Raw genomic sequence first — 20333 nt, 5'->3', positions numbered from 1 at the left:
AAAATTTTTTGAGCTGTAAGGGCTCAAAATTTTCCAGAATAACTTTTTAACTTACACAGTTAGTGAGACACTACCAACATGACTAATAACCTTCCTCCTATTTCAGCTGCTTACAGATCTAAGCTTATTTCTGCCATTACCTCAATTTCGGTATTTTTCATTGTATACTTTATTTTAATTCTTATTTCTCTTTTTCTTATTTTCCTATTGGGTTACGGAGCTCTGCAGATTGTCAGACTACATTCCAATTATATTACGCTTGCAATTGCCTTGGGATTAGTAAGTGTAGGGCTTGTCGTTTTTTATTATCTGATTAAATTTATTTTTAAGAAAAATAACTATAGCAACAAACACTTTATAGAGATCACCCATGAAAATCAACCTGAGCTTTTTTCTCTTATTGATGAAGTTGTAAAAGAAACAGGAGTAAATAAACCCGGGAAAGTTTTCCTGTCTTCGGAAGTGAATGCGAGCGTAAGCTACAATTCCGTTTTTTGGAGTATGTTTTTACCTGTCAAGAAAAATATTACCATCGGAATGGGACTGATCAATACCACTACGGTTGGTGAACTTAAAACCGTATTAGCTCATGAGTTTGGACATTTTTCCCAAAAAAGCATGAAGATAGGCGGCTATGTCAGTCAGGCTGAAAAAATTATTTTCGATACGGTTTATAACAATAAAGATTTTGAAAATTCTTTAAAGTATAATTCCGCGCATTGGATATTTCAGTTGTCAGCATCGGTTTCCATAGCATTCATTAATGTATTTCAATATGTCCTGAAACTGTTCTCTGATTTTTTATTTAAAAACAATGCTTCTTTAAGAAGAGAAATGGAGTTTCATGCGGATTCAGTGGCGACCTATGTAACCAATCCGAAAGAACAAGCGTCTGCTTTATTGAGATTAAGTTTAAGTGATACTGCATTGAATAGTGCACTGGTGTTTTATGCAGAAAGTAATCAGGCCTATTATCCTGAAAATATTTTTGAAAACCAGACTGCGTTGATGAGAATTTTAAGTGAGCGGAACAGTTATCCTTATGAAAATAATTTACCAAAAGTAAATCTTGAAGATCTGGTACGCTATAATAAAACAAAAATTGAAATTGAAGATCAATGGTCATTTCATCCTGAGAATGATAAAAGAATTGAAATGATATGGAAAAACAGGACGAAAAATATCCCTGAAAACAATGATCTGGCAAAAAATATCATTCGCGGTTTTGATGAAGTATGTAAAGTGTTAACGGAAAAGTATTTAGCATTGTACGATATTGAAAATACCGGTGAAACCATAACGGATAATGAAAGATTTGTACAGCTGTACAATAAGTCATATCCTTTTAAAAAGATCAGTTCAGCTTTTAATGGATATTATGAGAGTCATAATCCTGTATTGGAAAATATTGAAGATTTTGCCACGGCAATTAATAATACAGAAACATATGACTTTTTTAATGATGAAAATATATCGTTAGTATATGAAAAGGCAGGTATCAGAAATGATCTTTATACGTTGCAATATCTTGCTGCCAATCCCAAAACAGTAAAAACTTTTAAATGTAACGGGAAACTTTACAAGAACAGTGAAGCCAAAATTTTGATTCCCAGATTTACAAAAAACTTTGAAGCATTGAATACAAGGCTTGCTGAAAACGATAAGAAAATTTTCACCTATTATTATAATAAGGCAGATGAGAATGATAAAAAAACTTTAGTTGAAAAATATAAGAAGTTTGCTATTCTTGACCATGAATTTGAGCAGTTTCAAAATTCTATTAATAATTTCGTTCCGCATTTACAATTTGTTTCAATTACGTTACCAGTAGAGGAAATCAGAAAACACAGAGCGGTGTTATTAAAGAATGAAAAGCCATTCAAGGCTATCCTAAAGAGATTCAGTGAAGAATCCGGTTACCGGGACTTATTATCTGTTGAAGATCGGCAGATCATCAAAGATTTTATTAATTCTGAATATATTTATTTTAATAATGACAGATATATTCAGTCAGAAATTGATGCTGTTTTTTATATGGTAAATAGATATCAGGAAATCATTAATATCTGCTATACAGATTATAAAGAAGCCCTTATTGATTTCCAGATAAGATTGGATGAGGCTTCCTAACTAATCCGCACCCGGGAAATGATATGTTTTTGCAGGAGGATTGGTATCATCAATATTAATATTTAAAGCGAGGTAAATAAAATGGAAGTTTTTGTTTCCTTTTGCTTCAAATTCCCTCTGCCAGAGATAGCCTCCTAAAACTCCGAAATGCTCATCGATCTGATATCCCAGCCCGCCGTATACCCTGTTTCTTGCAAATGCAGGTTTCATAGGGGTGACAATAAAAATTTCGTCGTATACATTGGCAAATAAAGTTTTCGGTGCTATCTTTTTAGCATTTAAAGGTACGGAAACATTCAGACGGTACCGGTAACGCATCCTTTCAGAATTTTTATCAGTCTGGGGTTCATAAAACCATGATTTTTCGACACGAAACCTGTTTTCAAATTTTACAACTCCTTTTTTAAAATCAATCACATCCTGTAACCACACACGGAACTCTTCTTTGTTGATAGCGTGCTCCTTATACGTGGCATATCTTCCCAATCCTACAAAAGGTTTATGATTTTTGGTAAGGTTGTACCCCAGCCCTCCTTTGATCTCGTAATAATCCGGATACGTGTATTCTTCAATCCCTCTTGACTGCCCTTCCAAATAAAGAAAAAATTTCGGATGAAATTTGTAAGTTATCGTTAATGCATTAAAGCTGGAAACATGTTCCTGGGCTATGAAAAACGTAAAACTTAAAAATAAACCAAGACTCAGAAAAAGTTTCATCCTAAAAAAATTTTTGCAAATGTAAAGGAATTAACAATTTCGTAATATTAACTTTAATTCATTCTGAATTAACATTTAATTAATATTGATTGTGTAAGAAAAACCTAAATGAAACCATCGCTGCGGCATAGCAACACCAAAAGTTTCCGTATATGACGTATTTGTTACATTGTTAATTAAAATATACATTGAAAAATCTTTTTTAACAAAACTTAATTTTTCATCCAGTACATGATAACTTCCGTTATTCATCCGCTGATTGTATCGGTAAACAAGTTCATTGGTGAAGTTTTTCAGGAACTTTGTTTCTAATTTTGCAATCACCTGATGTTTAAGGTTATCTAAAAGGTATCTGGCTGAAAATTCACCGGTAGAATTTAATTTATTGTCCAGGTAAGTATATCCAACAGAATAATTCAGCCAGTGATTGAACCGGTGATTAAGTTCAATTTCTACTCCTTTGCTGCTTGTGTTACCAATATTTTGGGCGTACCAGACAGGATCGTTCAATGATATTTTTGTCCAGTCTATTGAATCATGAGAATCTCTCAGAAAACTGCTTACTTTTGCTAAAATATTTCCGGTCTGATATTGATAACCAATTTCTGCAGAAACTGCGGTTTCAGGCAAAAGATTGGGATTTCCCTGCTCTGTCTTGCTGATATAAAAAAGATCGGTAAACGTAGGAACCCTGGAAACTTTGGAAATATTTCCGTAGATTTTATTATTCTGATTAAAATTGTAACCGATATCCAGTCCCGGATAGAAGAAATTTCCTTCTTTAGAATAATTGGCCCATGAAATTCCAGGGCTGATATTTAATTTCTTATCCAATAAAGAAAAATGGTGCTCAAAAAAGAACTGTGAGATAAAACGGTTTCGTTGTCCCAGGTTATTGCTTGCCAGAAATTCCTTTCTCAGTTCCAAACCCACTCCTGTGGTCCCCAATCCCCATTGATAGCTGGAATTCACTTCTCCGCCCACGTTATTTCCAATGTGTATATTCCGGTAGATTTCAGGCTTTGCCCTGTTGAACAGGTACATGTCCTGCCCTCTTCGCCAGTATACATTGGAATGAATTTTAAGATTTCCGAACGTCTGCTGATGGGCAAGGCTTACCAATGAAGCCTGTGTTTCCTCATACTGTTCGGTTGCTTTCGGAGAAGAATAAAAACCGTTAGCTCCGAACTTCTTCTCGGAAAATCCTGTCTGCAGCCTGATGTCGCCGTCTTGTATGGCTAATTTGCTTTGATAAAAAACATTTCTGATCTCATAATCGGTATTATACATATATCCCTGAGACGAATTGGAATTTGCCGTAAGCATATTTGAAAATTTCTCATTTCCCAGCTGTGCATTGAGTCCCAGGCCAAACGTTTCATAATCTCCGGCTTCTGCGCTTATTTTAACTCTCTTCCCGATATGGGTTTTCGTAATGACATTAATAACACCCGCATAAGCATTCTGTCCGAAACGTCTTGCTCCCGGCCCTTTAATGATCTCTATTCTTTCTACATCTTCCAGATCTATCGGTAAGTTCATGGAATTATGTCCGGTCTGGGAATCGTTCATTCTGATTCCGTTTAGCAGCAGAAGAACCTGCTCGGAAGAGCTGCCGCGAAAAGCAAGATCACTCTGTACTCCGTTCGCTCCTCTTCTTCTGATATCCATTCCCGTCACATGCTGTAGGATCTCATCAATGCTTTTGGCAGGAGAATTCTCAATGTCTTCCTTTGTAATGACTGTAATATTCTGATTGGCAATTTTATACGGGATGGAAATCAGCTTTCCCTGGACTTCAATAGTTTCAATGTCCGTAGATTTTTCCTGTGCCTGTACGAACAATACCGTTCCGAGGAGAAATAGGCTTCCTGCTTTTTTAATCATTATCAGAATTATCTCAGTTAGTTTTTGAAAGCCCAAAAATACTGGAGTTCATCAACACGTGCAATGATAGTTGTCATAAAAACAGGGAACTCTGAAAATTATATTTTTTCGGAAGATGTTATTTAGATTTTTTTATCGGTATATCATGTAACTAGCTGTACAGGTCAACGAATCACAACAATGCTATTTTTTAATTTCATGTTTTTGAAACCTGGAAGTTTCATAGAACTTCTCTGGACCATTTGTATCGAATTTAAAATACCAGAATCCACTTAAAATTCGTAATTTTGTTAGTCTTAATTTTACTATGGCTCATACAACAGATATAGATATTAAAAAGCAGATTTTTGTTAAGAATGCACATCTCAACAATCTGAAACACATCGACGTCCTCATCCCGAAAAATAAACTGATCGTCATTACAGGAGTTTCCGGAAGCGGTAAATCTTCCCTTGCTTTCGATACCATTTATGCGGAAGGGCAAAGAAGATATGTAGAAAGTCTCAGTTCCTATGCACGCCAGTTTTTAGGAAAGCTGGAAAAACCAAAAGTTGATGATATCAAAGGGCTGGCTCCGTCTATTGCGATCCAGCAGAAAGTGATTTCTTCAAACCCCAGGTCGACCGTAGGGACATCAACTGAAATTTACGATTATATGAAACTTCTCTTTGCGAGGATCGGGAAAACATTTTCTCCTGTTTCCGGTGAAGAAGTGAAAAAAGATTCGGTTTCCGATGTGGTGGATTTTATAAAATCATCCAAAAAAGACGCTTCCTTTTTGCTGGCCGCTCCTTTGGCATATGATGCTGAAAATTTTAATGAAACTCTGAATATTTTAAAACTGGCAGGGTTCACGAGGCTTGAAGTCAGCGGAAACGTGGCAGGAATCGAAGACCTTGAAAGTTTTGGATTTATACCTGAAAAAGGGATGGAAATCAATCTTGTCATTGACCGTTTCTCCTATGAAGAAGATGAAAGCTTTCTGCAGCGCCTGGCAGACTCTATCCAGATGGCATTCTATGAAGGCCGTGGATATTGTTCATTGAAAAACATGGAAACGGGAAAAGTAAAAGAATTCTCCAATAAATTTGAACTGGACGGAATTGAATTCCTGGAACCTAATGTCCATTTTTTCAGCTTTAACAATCCTTACGGAGCATGCCCTACCTGTGAAGGTTACGGTAAGGTAATCGGTATTGATGAAGATCTGGTTATTCCCAATAAAACCCTTTCGGTTTTTGAAGATGCCGTGGCTTCCTGGAGAGGTGAAAGCATGAGTGAATGGAAAAGAGATTTTATTAAAAAAGCAAAAGATTTCCCAATCCATAAGCCATATCATCAGCTGACAAAGGAACAGAAAAAATACCTTTGGAAAGGTGACGGTAAAAGTACGTTCCCGTCAGTCGATAATTTCTTCAGGATGCTTGAAGAAAATTTATATAAAATTCAGTACCGGGTAATGCTTTCCCGCTACCGTGGAAAGACCCTATGTCCTACATGCGAAGGTTTGAGACTGCGTGAGGAAACAAGCTGGGTGAAAATTGACGGCTACAATATCCAGTCCATGATCGAGCTTCCTATGGATGAACTTTTCCCTTTAATTAAAAGCTTAAAGTTATCGGAACATGATCAGGAAGTGGCAAAAAGATTATTATACGAAATCACGACCCGACTGGAATTTTTATTAAAAGTAGGTTTAGGTTACTTGACGATTAACAGGACTTCCAATACGCTTTCCGGTGGTGAAAGCCAGAGAATCAATCTCGCAACCAGTCTGGGAAGTTCTTTGGTAGGTTCCATCTATATTCTCGATGAACCTTCTATCGGTTTGCATTCCAGAGACACGGAAAACTTAATTGAAGTCTTAAAAAATCTTCGTGACCTCGGGAATACGGTAATCGTTGTGGAGCACGATGAAGATGTCATGAAAGCAGCCGATTATATTATTGATATCGGTCCGGAAGCAGGATATCTTGGAGGTGAACTGGTATTTGCAGGAGATTATAAAGAATTGAAAGATGCGGATACCCTTACTTCAAAATACCTGACCGGAAGACTTGAAATTGAAGTTCCGGCAAAACGCAGAAAGGCAAAAGAATGGATTCACATAAAAGGAGCAAGACAGAACAACCTTAAAAATATTGACGTTGATGTTCCTTTGGAAAACCTGGTGGTTATTTCGGGCGTTTCAGGAAGCGGAAAATCCACTTTAATGAAAGAAATCCTGACGAACGATATCCAGATTCAATTGGGAATGGGCGGCAAAAAAGGCGATTACGATTCCGTAGATTTTCCTAAAAAGCTCATCAAGCATATCGAACTGATCGATCAGAACCCTATAGGTAAATCGTCCCGTTCAAATCCTGTGACGTATCTGAAAGCTTATGATGACATCAGGGATCTATTTGCCAGGCAGAAAGTGGCAAAAATGATGGGCTACAAACCAAAGCATTTCTCTTTTAACGTAGATGGTGGAAGATGTGATGAATGTAAAGGTGAAGGCGTAATTAATGTATCCATGCAGTTTATGGCAGATATTGAACTTGAATGTGAAGTCTGCAAAGGAACCCGTTTTAAAAACGAAATTCTGGAAGTACGGTATGATGAAAAAAATATTTCGGATATCCTGCACATGACGGTTGACTATGCTTTGGAATTCTTTAAAGACAACAATGAAGATAAAATAGTTACCAAGCTGAGGCCTTTGCAGGAAGTCGGTTTAGGATATTTACAGTTGGGTCAGAGTTCTTCAACGCTGTCCGGCGGTGAGGCACAGCGTGTGAAGCTGGCTTCATTTCTGGTAAAAGGAGTAACTACGGATAAAACATTATTTATTTTTGATGAACCTTCTACCGGATTGCATTTCCACGACATCCAAAAGCTATTGAAGTCACTGCAGGCTTTAATTGATCTGGGTCATTCTGTTATCGTTATTGAGCATCAACCGGATATTATTAAATCCGCAGATTATATTATCGATATCGGTCCGGAAGCCGGAAAACACGGCGGCGAAGTTGTTTTTACAGGAACCCCGGAAAATTTAGCTAAGAATAAAAAATCACATACGGCAAGATATATTAAAGAAAAGCTGGAGAATTAATAAGGAAGAGAGTCTTTTACGACTCTCTTTTTTGTTTAAATATTTCTATCATAAACTTCTCAAATTAGAAATATTTGCTGGTTTTTAAAGCAGATTATATAAAAAAGGACTTTGCTTTAAATATGTTTTATCATCTATCTGAGTAACTAAAAATTCTGCAAGATCTGTCGCACTGATATTTTCACCTCTGCAATCTTCCAGATTTGCTTCTGTAAGAAAACTTTCAGAGGTCTGATGGATTAAAAACGTCCAGTCGAGATTGCTCTCTGTAAGGAGTTCATACTCTATCTGTTTATCACGGGTGGTTTTCGGATAATTATGATACATCCATTCTGTTGCCATTTTTACCTGCTCATTTTTGTTGTCAAATGGGGTATCAACATGTAAACCTGTGGTGACTATATATCTTTTTATTCCGTAGGTATTCATGGATGCAATGATGTTTTTTGTTGCATCACTGAAAATCGATTTTTCTCCTATGGGCTGTCCAATGGTACTGATGACGATGTCACAATCTTTCAATACATGATTAATGGAAGCTCCATCTCTTGCGTCGCCTTTTACGATTTTAATTAAAGGGTGTTCAAACGTAAAGTTTTCGGGATTCCTAAGTAGGAGCTTGACTGAATAATTGTTATTTAATAGATTTTGAACAAGATATTTTCCTGATTTTCCTGTTCCGCCGATCACGGCAATTGTATGTGTATTCATGATGATTTCTCTTTATTATTACTTATGGATAAATGCAAATTACTTTGGTAAAGTCTGTTTTTGCTTAAAATAATAGACTGTTTTGGATTCAGGATTTCTGAACCTTAATTCTTCAGGCATTTAGAATAGCGCCTGAATATTGGATGGTATTTATAAAGAGATTTTAATGAAATAAAGTTAATCATTTTTTTGAATTGGAAAAAATGATTATTAGACACAATGCCATCTGTATAGTTATCCACAATAAAATGTGGATAACTTGTGAATTTTAACATTTAATTCATTGCATGTAAGAAAATTATTTCTACATTTACTCTGTAATAAATCTGAAATGAAATCATTTTTTGCTTTTTTCAGTTTTGAAATTGCAATTAAATTTATAAAAATTTAAGCACAGCATTGTCGGCTGTGCTTTTTTATTGTTGTCTAATTAAAAAAATGAGATGTATTTATCTATTGAGTCCGTTCCTAAAGAACGGATTCTTTTATTTTTCAGTTTTATTTAATATCTTTGACCACCCAGGCCTCATAGTTCAACGGATAGAATAGAAGTTTCCTAAACTTTAGATCCAAGTTCGATTCTTGGTGAGGCTACTAAAGCAGCAGGTTAACTATTAAAATAAGCTTATCTCAATATTTGATGTGGCGTATTTTGACAGTTAGCCTATTTTTTTTAATCCTTTGCCCTTATTGAAAATATTGATGAATTAGAAAAACAAATGCTTTAAATCGTTAAAAAAGTATGGCAGCAGCGGTTGCCACAATGCGAATTCATTTGGTGACTTTAATAATATTTTACAGATGAAATGGCTAAATTTAATGCATTTCTGCAAAGAATGGATGATAAAAAAAGATCAAATTTTACAATACTGCTAATAGTATGATGATTACTCTGCCGAGGTAAAATTATTTACATTTTGTAATAAAAACTCTAATTGTGGATATAGGATTATTTAACGAAGTAACAGTTGCGTGGACTGGTGCAATAATCTCAATTATTCTTTTTGGAACGGGAATCTACAATTGATATAAATTAACACTTAAATTCGACGTTTATTTTCGATACTGAAGCTAATGATAAAATTATTATTTACAACAATTCAAATCGAGTTCCGCCAGAAGCTTTTCTCTAAAAGGTTGAAGAATATATATTTTTTTTTAAGCTTGAATAACTCTAATGTTTCTATACGAATAAATTAAACCAAAAGCTTAACCGATTTTTAAAATATTCAGATCAAGTTTTATACTTTGCAAGAATCAACCATTAATGCGACAAAACTTGACGTGTTATATAAAAGTTATTAACAATTTGAAACACTATGGGCAAAATAGTTGTGATGTTACACATTTAAAAATTTTGTATCACTGAAAATAATTAACTTTGAAATAAAACTATGAATACACCAATAACAGCAGATCACGTTCTATTCGATGATTGTATATATACATTCAGAAATTCAGGTTATAATAGCATTGATGATAATGCGATGAATAAATTATATTGTGTCATTTTATCCCCATTTGAAATTACATCATCATGGGACTTAGGCCATTGTATTATTCATCCATCCCAAGAAGTGAGGATCGATGGTCCATATTTGTCTTTCGTAAATATTGTAGAAATATCTGATAAGATTCATTTTTCTAATTGTCATTTATACTCACATGCACTTTGTGCAATATTATCATCAATAACATTAACTCCATTTAAATCGCCCAGAAATAGACACTATTATCGTACTCTTCCTTCTCTTAGTCAGGAAGCACTTAAAGTAATAGCCAACAGTCATCCAATCCTATTTGCAGGCCCAGTGGGAAATGTAATCACTCTATCTCATGAAGAGCAATTTAAAATACGTGATGAATCTATAGAAATAATAAATAAACTACATTCTCTCAATTATGACTCTTACGTAATTTTTATGCAAAATTTTAGAATGCTCCACTTATCACTGATAAATAAAAGAGAGGATTTTGGTTTAGCATATAGTCTAATTGTTGCCAGTATAGAATCAGCAGCTCAAAAAGCAATAAAAAGAGAAAAAGTTAAAGATGTTAATCCAAAAGATGCGATCTGGTCAAAATTAAGTGAAAATGATCCTGAATTTGCACAAGTTTTTAAAGCTTATAAAATAAGTAGGGGGTTAAACACTTATTTAAAAGAAAGATATGTGAAATTTATACTTGAATATGCTCCAATTTCAGAATGGGAATTGAATGTACCGGATCGTAATAAAAAATATATAGAAAGTAGCCAGGGAAGCGATTTAGATTTAAAAGAAATTGAAAGGCATTATAATGGCAATCATCCTATTGACTTAAGTATTGATGAAATAAATGAAATTTTAGCACAATCCTATAAACATCGATCTAATTTTATTCACCAAGGAAAACAACCACCTCACAGGGAGCCAAATACTACTACACGATTTTTTCAAACTTTTTCAATATATAATAATGAAGGTTCACTACAAAACGTAATATTACCCAACTATGAACTTATGCTATCTATTGCCAAGCAAAGTTTAACAAATTGGTTATTTAAAAAATTTGAATGATTATTACTATTTACACTAATAAAAATAAAAAGTAAATACCCATCTAATAAATTGCAATGTTTTATTTTAATAAGAATTGTTTTATATTCGGAGAAACAAAAACTATGGAAGATTTAAAGCAGGAAACTGAAAATATTAAGACAGGGTTATCAAAAGCTATATCAGACCTTTCTGATATAGTATTAGATCGATTTAAAAACCCGTATATAACAGCTTTCTCAATTTCTTGGGTCGCTTTTAACTGGAAGCCTATTGTTTTTTTTATTTTTTCAAAAGGCAACATTGAATATAAAATCAATCAGATAACAGAAAATTATTCTGATATATGGCATTATCTATATTATCCTCTTATATCTTCTCTAATATTTTTATTTTTAGTGCCATACTTAAATCAATTAAATGAATGGTTTTTAAGACATTCTGTAAGGAAAAGAGCTGATTACATTAAAAGCCAAATAGTTGACAAAATCGTAAGAGATACAGATATTGCAAAGGCTCTCGATAATAAGGAGAAAGCCATTAGAGAGTCAAGAGAAGGTGCTCAATACAATGAATTTGTTGATAGCTTAAAGAGAAATATATCTGATTTAGAACAAACATTACATTCAGAACGAATGTATCACAATGAAGCATTAGCTAGAAGAAATGCAGAAACAACTGCTGAAATAAAAAATATAGATGAAACTTTTGAAAAACGATTTTTACAAATGGTAGAAACACATGGAGATCAGATTACGTCATTAAATAATGAAATATATGATTTGCAAAATAAGCTTGAGATTGCGCAAACCCCAGATAGATTAGATGCATAAAAATGAGTCACTCTCACAACTAAATGATGTGGGTTGAGAATCGACTGTACGAAAATCATTCTCCGACAGGAGGTCGAGAAAAATCATAAAAAAAGTCCGTTTTCACTAGTTGTGAGACGGACTCATTTTTTGATTAAGATCTTATGAAATAATCTTGGTGAGACTACTATTCAACCGGACAAAATACTTTTGCCCGGTTTTTTTATTTCATTCATATTTTAATTTTAGTCTATGTTTTTAAGCATCAATTAATGAAATTCTTTGGATCAGGTTGCCGCAACAAAACCGGAGACTCAATAGAATCTCCGGTAAAAAATTGCTAAATATGATGAAATTAATCTATGATTTCAGAGTCCACAGGGAACCGTTTTTCGTGGTTACCTTTTCAAGGCTTCCTTTGTCAGAAAGTTCATTTAAAACTTTTTCACTTTCTTTTCTCGGGGTTCCGGAGAGTTCTGAAAATTCTTTTGCGGTAAGGGAACGGTACTTTCCGAAAAGGTTTTCCCAGTTTTTGGAATATTCTGATTTCCTGGTTTCAGAATTTACCTTTAAGATTGCTGTTTCATAAAATGCATACGGTTTTGAGCCGTAAACGATTTCTTTGCTTCCCGCTTCATTGGTGAAGAACATGGTCGGAAAACCACGCACTCCCATGGCTCTTGCCAGATTCAGATCTTCCTGGAAAAGCTCTTTTGCTCTTCCTTCAAAATCTGCTTTCAGCTGATCCGTGTCCAAACCTGTTTTTTTTGCAGCAGCAGCAATGTTATCCCATTTTGCGATATTTTTTTTCTTTAAGAACACCATTTCACGGAGTTCTCTCATAAAATCGACTGCTTTTGTTTTATCCTGAAGCTGAGCGGCTTTAAAAGCAATTGAAGGCGGATAAGAAGAATCTAAAGGATCCTGCAGCCAGATATCTCCGTCAATCGGCATGTCATAATACAGGCTTGCTTCGTCCCAGTGATGTGCCACATCAGACGGCTTGCTGATTCCTCCGCTATTGTAGCTCCAGTCCGGAAGCAGTCCTCCCATTCTGTATTCTATATCTACATGACTTCCGTATTCAAGTTTAAGTTTTCTCAGTTGAGGCTCAATCCCCCAACATGATGAGCAGATAGGATCTGTAAAATAAATAACTTTCACAGGTTTTTCATTGGTCTGAACATTAATATTTCCAATCTCCGTTTTTTCGCCGGGCATTTCGCAAATACCTGTCGCCGGATCACACAGCAGCGGGTTTGATGATTTATTTTCCATTGTTTTACTTTTATTATTTTGTCCGTTACAACTGCTCAGTGCTGCGGTAAGGAAAAAGAATGTCAGTATTCTGTAATTTATCATTTCTGGTGATAATAGATTCCTACTTGTTTAATCTTAATGACAAATCTAATGTTTAATCACGAAATGAACACAGTTACTTTCCTTTTGGAAACCGGTTTCCTGTATGAAACCATCTGATGATTTTTTATACCTTTACAATTTAATTACCATATAAAATTAGACCTATGAAAAAAGAACCCCAACTGAATACGTCATCAGTCTGTAAATACAGGATGAACGCAATAAAAGATGCTATGGAAATCCTGTCGGGAAAATGGAAGTTTCATATTTTGGGAACATTACTGCAGGGAGGAAAAATGCGCTTTATGGATCTTCTTAGGGAGATTGATGGGATTGCTGCCAAAATGCTTTCAAAAGAGCTTCAGGATATGGAAATCAATCAACTGATCACCCGTACTGTTTTAGACACAAAACCGGTGACTGTGGAATATGAAGTTACGGAATACGGTAGGACTATAGAACCGGTTATTGATGAAATAGCCAAATGGGGCATTGAATACAGGAAATCTCTTTATCAAAAATAAAAACCGGCAATATAATTACCGGTTGAAAAAACAAAAATTGATATGGATATGATTATGATATGACTTAAAGACAGTACAAATTTATATTTATTAGAATTAATAAAAACAATAAAGGACTGATATTTATCAGTCCTTTATTGTTCGTCAACATGTAAGTCGTTTCACATTGATCTTGTAAGTGATCCAGCTTTTTCAGCAATACCGGAATCCTGAAACTGTCGTACATCTGTTCCACTTTTATCCGGATTTCATCTACATCTGCCTCTTTCGCAGTCAGGAACAATAGAGTCTTGCTTTCGCCGCGGTATATCTTTCTTTACTGGGAATCATAGGCATTGAAGTCATTTTTGCAAGCCCGATGACAGGGACTTTTTGTCCCATAGCATCATATAGATAGCCGCCCAGTCCTAATTTACCATCATTGTCTAATGTAACGTATCCGTCAACAATAATACTGTCTCCTACTTTCAGATTTATCTTTTTCAATAAACTAAGGACGTATGGTCATTTCCTTTTATAGAATGCACCGCTCTCATAGCCGGAAATTATTTCTTTTTTTCCAGTAAATAATTCACTTTCTTTTTCCATAGGTCCATGTTTCAAAAGCAATACATACCGTATGGACATAGTCATTAAAATAATAGGTATCACAAGCATAAATCACAGGAAGTTTTTATATGATAAATTGGTGAATAAAGGGTTATTAAAAAAGACAAACTGCTGAATGAATATTTGTCTTTGCTTATGGATTATATTGTATTCATTTTATATGATTCTTCCATCTGTCAAAGGTCATTTCAAACTTTACTTCTCCTTTTCCGTGTGTCCCGATCTCATTCCAGCCGGCTTTCCTGTAGAATGTTTCAGCCCTTGTACCGGGCGAGGTTCCGAGCCAGACATTTTCATGGGTCTGTTTAAAATACCAATTGAGCATTATATCATGCAGCTTTCTTCCGATACCTTGCCCTTCAGAGTCAGGATGTACAAACAATGCCCAGATGTTATTGCCTTTAAGATCAACAATTGAAAATCCTTTAATCTGATCATCAGTTTCACATATCCATCCTTTTCCCCTGTTAAATAGAAATTCTTCACAATCCTTGTCAGTAACAAGGTTAGGATCAGATAATGTGTTTTCTCTAACGGCATTCCTTATCACCTGAATTTGTGGAATATCTTCCAATCTCGCTTCACGGATTGTCATACAATTAATTTTAATTAATAAGACCGATGTATTTGCTGCCGATTATTTTTTATCAACCACAATTCTGGCAGGCCTGTTAGCGATTTCCCATGCGGTGGTGAAAACAAGCTGAGTTCTTTTCATTAATAGTTCATAATCTATTTTTTCAACATCATCCGTAGGTTTGTGATAATCTTCATGAATTCCGTCAAAAAAGAACGCAACCGGAACATTATTTTTGGCAAAATTATAATGGTCTGATCTGTAATACAGTCTTTGTGTATCGTTCGGGTCATCATATTTATAATTGAGCTCCAGGTTATTTGTTTTTTTGTTTGCGGCTTCATTGATCACTTTCAGTTCAGAACTTAACATTTCAGAACCGATTACATAAACATATTGTTTGCCTCTGTTCTCAGGATCGTCACGTCCGATCATGTCGATATTTAAATCAACAACCGTATTAGCCAATGGGAAAACAGGATTGTCCGTATAATATTCCGAGCCGAACAAACCATGCTCTTCTCCGGTCACATGAAGAAATAAAACAGATCTTTTGGGGCCGTTTCCTGCTTTTTTTGCATTCTGGAAAGCTTTTGCAATCTCCATGACACCCACAGTGCCGCTTCCGTCGTCATCCGCGCCATTATAGACTACTCCATTTTGTGTACCTACATGGTCATAGTGTGCGGAAACCACAACAATTTCTTCAGGCTTTTCAGAACCTTCTATGAAGGCCAGGATATTCTCAGAATCAGGAAGGTTTCCTCCGCCTCTTTTTTTCATAAAACCGGCAGGTACCTTTTGGTAGTAAGAACCCAAGGCTTTTGGATACGAAATACCGAGTCCTTTATAATAGTTGATCATGTATTCTCCCGCTTTCTTCTGCCCGGGGCTTCCCGTATCTCTGCCCTCCATTTCATCGGAAGCGATTACATATAAGTTTTTCTTTAAATCAGCTGCCGTAATTTCTTTATAAGCAGAAAGAAATGCTTTGTCTCCTTTCACACCAGATGAAACTGCTGATGCAGTTCTGTCCTTTGAATTTTTCGCCGTTCCGCAACTTACCAATACCGCTATTGAAAATAGTGAAATACATAGTTTTCTCATGATAGAATAATTTGCTTAAAAATAACAAAATTTATTTAATCCGTAATGAATCGCTAATTTTCTTATATTTGAAATATATGCAACATTTATGGAGAAAGTTTACGGATTTACCCATTACTCATTTTTTACAGAAATGTCTGAACTTGCTTCTAAGCATAACAGTTTTGACCTGTCTCTGGGACTTGCAGATTTTGATATTGATATTCGTTTGAAAAATCTCTTAAAAGAAGCGGCAGATTATGGCACGCATCATTATGAACCGCTTGCGGGAAATCCTTTATTAATAGAAAGCGTAATCCGCTTTAACCTGAAAAGGGAAAACAGCATCAGAGTAAATGAAAATGAAATAACGATCACTCCCTGTGCTACTTTTACGCTATATACCGCACTCAAATGTATTTTAAATCCTGGTGATGAAGTCATTGTGATCCAGCCATCATATTATACATATGGTCCGTCCATTGTTCTGAATAACGGCATTCCTGTATATTGTGAACTTAATGATGATTTTACAGTAGACTGGGAAAAGCTTAGCAACTGCATTTCCGAAAAAACAAAAGCTGTCATTGTTAATTCCCCCCAGAATCCTACCGGGAAAGTTTGGTCTTGCCATGACTGGAATCAATTGTATGAATTGATACAGCATCGGGAAATTTATCTGATCTCTGAAGAAATATATGATACGTATTGCTATGACAGTATTGAACATTACAGCTCATTTTTACATCCTGAACTCAAAAAGAGGACATTCTGTATTTTCTCATTCGGTAAGATGTTTCATTCCACCGGCTGGAAGGTAAGTTATTTATTGGCTGCCGAAGACCTTACTTCCAGGTTCCGCTGTCACCAGCAATATATTTCTTACAGTGCGAATGCTCCGTGCCAATATGCGATTGCAAAATACCTTGAAATTTTTGATCCTTATCAAAACCGGATCATAATGCAGAAAAAACGGAACCTGTTCTATGAATTGATTAAAGATACGCCTCTTGTTGCTGAACATAAAGCTGAAGGTACGGTTTTCCAGATGATTAATTTCAGGAATGTCTCAAAGACCATGACGGATGTGGAATTTTCAAAATGGCTAACCATTGATAAAAAGGTTTCATGCCTCCCGTTATCGGCTTTTTCCGATTCAAAGCAGAATTCTGATTATATCCGTTTCAGCTTTGCAAAGAAAGATGAACTGATCATTAATGCCCTTGAACATTTAAGGAAAAACCTGTAATCCTGAAACGGATTAATTTATAAAGAAGACAATAAAAAAGCACTGCTATAATACAGTGCTTTTCTATTACTAAAATGATCTTAAAGTGCTAAGACCCTAACATCAATCCTTCTGTTTTTTGCTTTGCATTCATCGGTATCATTCGCTTCACAAACCGGATGCTGTGATCCGTATCCTTCTGCTTCTACCCGATCTCCTGCAACACCCAGTTCCAGTAATTTCAGTTTTGCAGTCTGCGCCCTTAAATTGGAGAGAGTCTGATTGCTTTCTTGATTTCCTGTATTATCGGTATATCCTCCCAGCTTTATTTTAAGAGACGGATAGGCATTCAGAATTTCCACTAAATTCAGCAGCTGCACTTCAGAACCCTGCCGCAATTCACTGGAACCGGTCTCGAAATACAGATTTTCAATCGTAAACCACTTATTCGGATCCAGTACTGACTGATCTTTGGTTTTAACAAGCTGATACATTTGAAGCAGCTGGCTTCCTTCTCCGATAGAAATTTTCTTTCCTCCTTTTAACTGGATTTCCTGAACAGCTCCGGTATCATAAACGAAGTCACCATTTTCATTCAAATGTCCTTTAATTTCTGTGGGAACCAATACTGCTCCCGGAGTTCCGGAAACCGGCTGGCTGGCTTTCATTCCGGTTAAGCTTTCAACTTTAGCCGCTCTGTTCGCTTCAATCTTATCTTTATGCAATACTGCAAGTGTAGGCGCAATAACCAGAGAAACAATGGACATAAGCTTAATCAGAATATTCATTGAAGGCCCGGAAGTATCTTTAAAAGGATCGCCAACCGTATCACCTGTTACGGAAGCTTTATGAGGCTCTGAACCTTTATAATACATCTGTCCGTTAATATCCACTCCTTTTTCAAAAGATTTTTTGGCATTATCCCAGGCACCTCCTGCATTGTTCTGGAACATGCCCATTAAAACACCGCAAACGGTAGCGCCTGCTAAAAATCCGCCTAATACTTCAGGTCCGAATATAAAACCGATCAGCAGTGGTGAAACAATCGCAATAGCTCCCGGAAGCATCATTTTTCTGATGGAAGCATCGGTAGAAATAGCAACACATTTTTCATATTCCGGTTTTGCTTTTCCTTCCAGGATTCCCGGGATCTCCCGGAACTGCCTGCGGACTTCCTCTACCATAGCCATGGCAGCCTGACCGACAGCGGTAATTGCCAGGGAAGAAAATATAAAAGGAATCATTCCTCCTACAAATAATCCGGCTAATACATCCGCTCTGTAAATATCAATCCCGTCAATTCCTGCAATCCCCACAAAAGCGGCGAACAAAGCCAAGGCAGTTAATGCTGCAGATGCGATGGCAAATCCTTTTCCGGTAGCAGCAGTTGTATTTCCGACGGCATCCAATATGTCCGTCTTTTCACGGACTTCTTTCGGAAGCTCGCACATTTCAGCAATTCCGCCTGCATTGTCTGCAATCGGTCCGAAAGCATCAATAGCCAGTTGCATCGCTGTTGTTGCCATCATTCCTGCTGCTGCAATAGCAACTCCGTATAATCCGGCACATAAATAAGAACCGTAGATACCGCCTGCCAGAACAATAATCGGAAGCAAAGTGGATTCCATACCGACAGAAAGACCGCCAATGATATTGGTAGCATGGCCTGTTGAAGACTGTCTTACAATACTGGACACGGGTCTTTTTCCCATTGCCGTATAATATTCTGTGATGATGCTCATCAATGTGCCGACAACCAAACCAACCATAATGGCTCCGAAAACGCCCATTTTGGTAAATTCATGCCCTCTAAGCTCCATTTTTTCCGGCAGAATATAAGTTACCAGGAAGTAAGAAGCAATTGCAGTAATTACAATACTGCCCCAGTTTCCCAGGTTTAAAGCATTTTGGACACTTGATGTTGATGAACCTTCATTATCGTTAATCCTTACAAATAAAGTTCCTAGCATAGAAAAAATAATTCCTGTCCCTGCAATCAGCATCGGTAAAAGAATCGGGGCAAAACCGCCGAAAGAATCGTCAGAAATGGTTTCTCTTCCCAGTACCATCGTTGCCAGAACAGTAGCCACGTAAGAACCGAATAAATCGGCACCCATCCCGGCTACATCACCTACATTATCTCCCACATTGTCGGCAATAGTAGCTGGATTCCTTGGGTCATCTTCAGGGATTCCGGCTTCCACTTTTCCTACCAGGTCTGCCCCTACATCAGCCGCCTTGGTATAAATACCCCCGCCTACTCTGGCAAATAAGGCAATAGATTCCGCACCCAGAGAGAATCCGGTAAGGATTTCAATGGTTCTTTCCATTTCGTGGGAATCTACTGTAGCATCAGGTGCAAAAATCTGTTTAATGATCAAAAATAAAGCTCCCAATCCCAAGACTGCCAGTCCGGCAACGCCCATTCCCATAACAGATCCACCGGTAAAAGAGACTTTTAAAGCTTTTGACAGCGATGTTTTTGCTGCTTGTGCAGTTCTTACATTCGCTTTGGTTGCAATTTTCATCCCGATAAACCCTGCCAGTGCAGAAAATACGGCTCCTATAGCGAAGGCAAGCCCGATGGTCCAGTGAGAATCGGAGTTGCTGCCTCCCATGATGGCTAATAAAATGGCTACAATAACCACAAAATACATTAAAATCCTGTACTCAGCTTTCAGAAAAGCCATAGCACCGTCAGCAATATAACCGCTGATTGTTTTCATTTTTTCATCTCCGGCATCCTGCTTACTTACCCAGTTGCTCTGCAGGAATGTGTAGAGTAAGGCAATGACACCAAAGATTGGCACTAACACGAATAAATCCATAGTTTAATATTTTTTTGGTAATAGAATATTAAATATAATAAATATTCTCATGGAAATGGTATAAAATTTTATAAGTGATGAAATTTGATTGTAATTTAATGGTCTATGGGACAAGGCTTTTATGATTTTCTAACAGATGCCAAATAAAAAAGAGGCTGTCCAAAAAGGGCAGTCTTTTTTATGCGGCTAATTTTTTATAGTTTAAATAATGTTCTGTTTTTTTGC

General features: G+C 36.3%; 14 protein-coding genes and 1 tRNA gene. 7 read left to right on the top strand and 8 right to left on the bottom strand.

Annotated elements, in window-relative coordinates:
• Positions 1-78 precede the first annotated feature (78 nt).
• Entirely contained in the window at positions 79-2130 is a 2052-nt protein-coding gene (locus MKJ01_RS17885; RefSeq protein WP_241615572.1) for a M48 family metallopeptidase, read from the top strand.
• On the opposite strand, the gene MKJ01_RS17880 is transcribed toward MKJ01_RS17885, so the two are convergent.
• Together MKJ01_RS17880 and MKJ01_RS17875 are read right to left on the bottom strand one after the other, a co-directional pair.
• Complete coding sequence (locus tag MKJ01_RS17880) at positions 2131-2847, bottom strand: DUF2490 domain-containing protein (RefSeq protein ID WP_241615571.1); 717 nt, start codon at positions 2845-2847, stop codon at positions 2131-2133.
• Between the two features lie 75 nt (positions 2848-2922).
• Positions 2923-4734 (bottom strand): TonB-dependent siderophore receptor, encoded by a 1812-nt coding sequence (locus MKJ01_RS17875; RefSeq protein ID WP_241615570.1) that lies wholly within the window; start codon positions 4732-4734, stop codon positions 2923-2925.
• 307 nt (positions 4735-5041) lie between these two features.
• Between MKJ01_RS17875 and uvrA the strand changes: the two genes are divergently transcribed.
• Positions 5042-7834 (top strand): excinuclease ABC subunit UvrA, encoded by a 2793-nt coding sequence (uvrA, locus tag MKJ01_RS17870; protein WP_241615569.1) that lies wholly within the window; start codon positions 5042-5044, stop codon positions 7832-7834.
• Positions 7835-7918: 84 nt separating this feature from the next.
• On the opposite strand, the gene MKJ01_RS17865 is transcribed toward uvrA, so the two are convergent.
• Positions 7919-8545: an NAD(P)-dependent oxidoreductase gene (locus tag MKJ01_RS17865; protein ID WP_241615568.1), complete on the bottom strand. Its 627-nt coding sequence runs from the start codon at positions 8543-8545 to the stop codon at positions 7919-7921.
• Positions 8546-9067: 522 nt separating this feature from the next.
• On the opposite strand from MKJ01_RS17865, the gene MKJ01_RS17860 reads away from it, so the two are divergent.
• The 3 genes from MKJ01_RS17860 (at position 9068) to MKJ01_RS17850 (ending at position 11915) form a co-directional block, all read left to right on the top strand.
• A tRNA-Arg gene (locus MKJ01_RS17860) sits at positions 9068-9139 on the top strand.
• 800 nt (positions 9140-9939) lie between these two features.
• Positions 9940-11103, top strand: a complete 1164-nt coding sequence (locus MKJ01_RS17855) for a hypothetical protein (protein ID WP_241615567.1) — start codon at positions 9940-9942, stop codon at positions 11101-11103.
• A gap of 104 nt (positions 11104-11207) precedes the next feature.
• On the top strand, positions 11208-11915 hold the full coding sequence (locus MKJ01_RS17850) for a hypothetical protein (protein WP_241615566.1): 708 nt from the start codon (positions 11208-11210) through the stop codon (positions 11913-11915).
• 339 nt (positions 11916-12254) lie between these two features.
• Here the strand turns inward: MKJ01_RS17850 and MKJ01_RS17845 are convergent, their stop codons facing one another.
• On the bottom strand, positions 12255-13172 hold the full coding sequence (locus MKJ01_RS17845; protein WP_241615565.1) for a ClpXP adapter SpxH family protein: 918 nt from the start codon (positions 13170-13172) through the stop codon (positions 12255-12257).
• A 248-nt stretch (positions 13173-13420) separates the two neighbouring features.
• Between MKJ01_RS17845 and MKJ01_RS17840 the strand changes: the two genes are divergently transcribed.
• Entirely contained in the window at positions 13421-13780 is a 360-nt protein-coding gene (locus MKJ01_RS17840) for a helix-turn-helix domain-containing protein (RefSeq protein WP_241615564.1), read from the top strand.
• A gap of 273 nt (positions 13781-14053) precedes the next feature.
• Here the strand turns inward: MKJ01_RS17840 and MKJ01_RS17835 are convergent, their stop codons facing one another.
• From MKJ01_RS17835 to MKJ01_RS17825, 3 genes are all read right to left on the bottom strand, one after another.
• Complete coding sequence (locus tag MKJ01_RS17835; protein WP_241615563.1) at positions 14054-14266, bottom strand: hypothetical protein; 213 nt, start codon at positions 14264-14266, stop codon at positions 14054-14056.
• Positions 14267-14540: 274 nt separating this feature from the next.
• Complete coding sequence (locus MKJ01_RS17830; RefSeq protein WP_241615562.1) at positions 14541-14984, bottom strand: GNAT family N-acetyltransferase; 444 nt, start codon at positions 14982-14984, stop codon at positions 14541-14543.
• A 42-nt stretch (positions 14985-15026) separates the two neighbouring features.
• On the bottom strand, positions 15027-16073 hold the full coding sequence (locus MKJ01_RS17825) for a M28 family metallopeptidase (protein WP_241615561.1): 1047 nt from the start codon (positions 16071-16073) through the stop codon (positions 15027-15029).
• A gap of 88 nt (positions 16074-16161) precedes the next feature.
• On the opposite strand from MKJ01_RS17825, the gene MKJ01_RS17820 reads away from it, so the two are divergent.
• On the top strand, positions 16162-17301 hold the full coding sequence (locus MKJ01_RS17820; protein WP_241615560.1) for an aminotransferase class I/II-fold pyridoxal phosphate-dependent enzyme: 1140 nt from the start codon (positions 16162-16164) through the stop codon (positions 17299-17301).
• A gap of 80 nt (positions 17302-17381) precedes the next feature.
• Here MKJ01_RS17820 and MKJ01_RS17815 read toward each other — a convergent pair whose 3' ends face one another.
• Positions 17382-20108 carry a sodium-translocating pyrophosphatase gene (locus MKJ01_RS17815; RefSeq protein WP_241615559.1) on the bottom strand — a complete coding sequence of 909 codons (2727 nt, stop codon included), beginning with the start codon at positions 20106-20108 and terminating at the stop codon, positions 17382-17384.
• Positions 20109-20333 lie beyond the last annotated feature (225 nt).

It is taken from the genome of Chryseobacterium sp. SSA4.19 (assembly GCF_022601875.1).
Classification (GTDB): domain Bacteria; phylum Bacteroidota; class Bacteroidia; order Flavobacteriales; family Weeksellaceae; genus Chryseobacterium.
Note: the sequence above shows the minus strand (reverse complement) of the source record. Positions and strands in the feature narration are given on the sequence as shown.

Coding starts and splice junctions, on each gene's coding strand:
- MKJ01_RS17885 (WP_241615572.1), top strand. CDS start 79: ATGACTAATAACCTTCCTCCTATTTCAGCTGCTTACAGATCTAAGCTT.
- MKJ01_RS17880 (WP_241615571.1), bottom strand. CDS start 2,847: ATGAAACTTTTTCTGAGTCTTGGTTTATTTTTAAGTTTTACGTTTTTC.
- MKJ01_RS17875 (WP_241615570.1), bottom strand. CDS start 4,734: ATGATTAAAAAAGCAGGAAGCCTATTTCTCCTCGGAACGGTATTGTTC.
- uvrA (WP_241615569.1), top strand. CDS start 5,042: ATGGCTCATACAACAGATATAGATATTAAAAAGCAGATTTTTGTTAAG.
- MKJ01_RS17865 (WP_241615568.1), bottom strand. CDS start 8,545: ATGAATACACATACAATTGCCGTGATCGGCGGAACAGGAAAATCAGGA.
- MKJ01_RS17855 (WP_241615567.1), top strand. CDS start 9,940: ATGAATACACCAATAACAGCAGATCACGTTCTATTCGATGATTGTATA.
- MKJ01_RS17850 (WP_241615566.1), top strand. CDS start 11,208: ATGGAAGATTTAAAGCAGGAAACTGAAAATATTAAGACAGGGTTATCA.
- MKJ01_RS17845 (WP_241615565.1), bottom strand. CDS start 13,172: ATGGAAAATAAATCATCAAACCCGCTGCTGTGTGATCCGGCGACAGGT.
- MKJ01_RS17840 (WP_241615564.1), top strand. CDS start 13,421: ATGAAAAAAGAACCCCAACTGAATACGTCATCAGTCTGTAAATACAGG.
- MKJ01_RS17830 (WP_241615562.1), bottom strand. CDS start 14,984: ATGACAATCCGTGAAGCGAGATTGGAAGATATTCCACAAATTCAGGTG.
- MKJ01_RS17825 (WP_241615561.1), bottom strand. CDS start 16,073: ATGAGAAAACTATGTATTTCACTATTTTCAATAGCGGTATTGGTAAGT.
- MKJ01_RS17820 (WP_241615560.1), top strand. CDS start 16,162: ATGGAGAAAGTTTACGGATTTACCCATTACTCATTTTTTACAGAAATG.
- MKJ01_RS17815 (WP_241615559.1), bottom strand. CDS start 20,108: ATGGATTTATTCGTGTTAGTGCCAATCTTTGGTGTCATTGCCTTACTC.